The 2681-nt window shown below is 44.3% G+C and carries 2 protein-coding genes; one reads left to right on the plus strand and one right to left on the minus strand.

Annotated elements, in window-relative coordinates:
- Nucleotides 1-230 precede the first annotated feature (230 nt).
- Nucleotides 231-1409, minus strand: coding sequence for a response regulator (locus tag LC574_RS34795; protein WP_229458173.1), 1179 nt, complete (start codon nucleotides 1407-1409; stop codon nucleotides 231-233).
- A gap of 380 nt (nucleotides 1410-1789) precedes the next feature.
- Between LC574_RS34795 and hmpF the strand changes: the two genes are divergently transcribed.
- The coding region (gene hmpF, locus LC574_RS34800; RefSeq protein WP_229458174.1) for a pilus motility taxis protein HmpF at nucleotides 1790-2681 on the plus strand (892 nt) is incomplete at its 3' end.

A 2681-nucleotide genomic window follows, 5' to 3' on the forward strand; every position in this document is an offset into this window, starting at 1 on the left:
TGAGGGAGATGAGGGAGATTAGGGAGATGAGGGAGATGAGGGAGATGAGGGAGATGAGGGAGATGAGGGAGATGAGGGAGATGAGGGAGATGAGGGAGATGAGGGAGATGAGGGAGATGAGGGAGAAATAGATCAATGCCCCATCCCCAATTCCCCATGCCCCATGCCCCATGCCCAATGCCCCATGCCCAATGCCCCATGCCCCATGCCCAATTCCCAATGCCCTACTTTCATTGGTTGTTAATATATTTCTCTACAAGCATAATTAACTCAGTGTCTGTAAATGGTTTTGTTAAATAATCTGTTGCCCCGACCATACTAGCTTTGACTCGATCAATAAATCCATCTTTACCAGTGAGCATGATAATCGGTGTGAGCCGAAATGCTCTTGAATGTCGCAGCATGGCGCAAACCTCGTACCCCTCCAATTCCGACATGGCAATGTCGCATAAAATTAAATCCGGTTTGAGTTGAAAAACCAGACTCAGTGCCTCTAAGGGATTGGTGAGAGCGATCGCTTCATAACCTTGTGCTTGTAAGATCGAATTTATAGTCTCACCGATGGCGATCGCATCGTCAATACATACTATCCGCCCCCTGTGTTTTCCCTTCAATTCCCCGTTATCAGTGTGGGCATCTGGCTGATTGGTGTCTGAATATACTAGTTGCAGCCAACTCTGTTGCACGTATGGATATATTGCCTTAGCGACTGTCAAAATGTCGCGGTTGAGATAGCGAGCCAGTTGACGCAAGGATGTTTTACCATCAGCCCAATGTTGTAGCTTACTTACGGTTGCTTCTGGTAGCGAGGATTGTAGGTGAACTTTGTCAGATAGCACTGGCAATTGTTCTGGAGACTGAATATGTGGATACAGCTGCTTCCACTCTTGCACCTGCTTGGTAATTTTTGTAACAAATGGAGCAATCTCGAAAGTGTTTAATTGCGGGGCAAGTGCCGCACTCTGATGGAAAATGAAGTTCCCTTGGTGTAAACTCAGCAGGTCAAAGAGAGTTTCATGCACCAAGCCGTGGATGATACTACCAGCTATCTTGGGGTTGATAATATTCCGCTCCAAGAGTGCCCACACATAGGCATACTCTGGCGCGTCGGTTGATGGTAAAGAGCCAATTTGTTTGTCGGTAAGTCGCATCTCGACTCGATAATGACGTAAATAATCGCTAATTCTGGATAAACTACTCTCACCTTCTTGGCAATAGATAATTTGACCATTGAGAAAAAAGACGAACCAAGACTGTTGTTTGAGGCGATAAATGCTTGCTCCCTCTCCACCCAGTTTGTTGTTATGGTGAGAGCTACTAGCTCTAACCCATAGTTGCCCAGTTCGTTGTCCTAACTCAATCAATTGCAGGATACTGCAAATATCAATTTCATTTAAATTTCCCTGCATTTACCTAAAAAATACTCCTTGTAATACCGTTAATATTATTTTGAAATGGGTTTGGGCTGAAGTTGACACATACAAGCAATGTTCCCTACGATCTGTTGTATCCAAAGGAGAACTGCTATAGATTCAGCTATAAAGTTTAATCTTTCGTAATACACTTTGACAAAGCTAGTGTTAACACGGAAGTCATCATCACTGTCATCAGTACAAAATATAAAGGCGCGACCAACTCACTTTTATAAATATCAAGACGTAATATCTCGCGTCTATAGTTTTGTCTGTCTTGTTCTCCTAAACTTCGGTTCAGTGAGACAAGTTAACAGAATTATTTAAGGTATATCCCAAAACATAAACTTTAAGTGCATCAATAAAGGACTAACGGTGTGCTGTATTTAGCAGAAGTACAAAAACAGAAAGGTGGTTTACTCAGTGGCGGTGGCAAAACTGAACTGAAACTATTAGCTTGTCAGCGAACTGACCAGAATTGGAGTACTGTGTCAGAAGAAGTGATTGCCGCTGAGGACGCAAGCAAATTAAATGATGGTGCTTTAGTACTGGTTGAACTGAATCCAAATCGTCAAGTACAACGGATTCAAGAAGCAGGGCGGCCACTAGTCAACATTTTGCAGAATTTTTCCCGCCAATTGGAGAAATTTAAGCTCAAGGAAGATGAAATTGATCAGTGGAAGGAATCGCTGACGTTTCAGGCGCAAGAGTTGAATCGCCGTGAAATGGACATGGAAGTACGCTCTGAACAGTTGCAAAATATGGAGGAAGAGTTGCAACAACTAGAGCAGCAAAAACAGGAAGTTGACACATCCCGCCAGGAAATTGAACGGTTACAAACAGAAGTTGAGCGCAACCGCCTAGAATTGGAAGGCGCTTGGGAGCATTTGCGGGGTGAGGGGCGCCGCTTGGAGGAACGTCTTGCAGATTTCCAACAGGGGACGGTTTTAGATGAGGAGCAAAGTCGGGTAATGAGTGAATTACTCGATCGCTTGTCTAGTCGTGTTGCTCCCACCGAAACAGTCAGAGAACACCTCCATCTGGCCTTTGAATTGGTCGAAAAGCAGCAAGCGACTCTTACCCCGCACTGGCAAAAACTGGAGGAGCAAAAAATTGCGATCGCACAACAGCAAGCAGAAGTTGAGCGTTTGTCACAAACCTTGAGCGATCGCCAAAATGCATTGCAACAAGCACAAAATTCTCTAGTTCAGCAAACAGCCCAATTGCAGATAAACACAGCAGACTTTAACAGCAAGCAAGAGTATGCTC

This window comes from Nostoc sp. CHAB 5715 (genome assembly GCF_020829685.1).
GTDB lineage: Bacteria > Cyanobacteriota > Cyanobacteriia > Cyanobacteriales > Nostocaceae > Nostoc.

What these genes read in the sequence shown, in the direction of transcription:
- LC574_RS34795 (WP_229458173.1), bottom strand. Translation starts at nt 1,409, where the DNA reads ATGCAGGGAAATTTAAATGAAATTGATATTTGCAGTATCCTGCAATTG.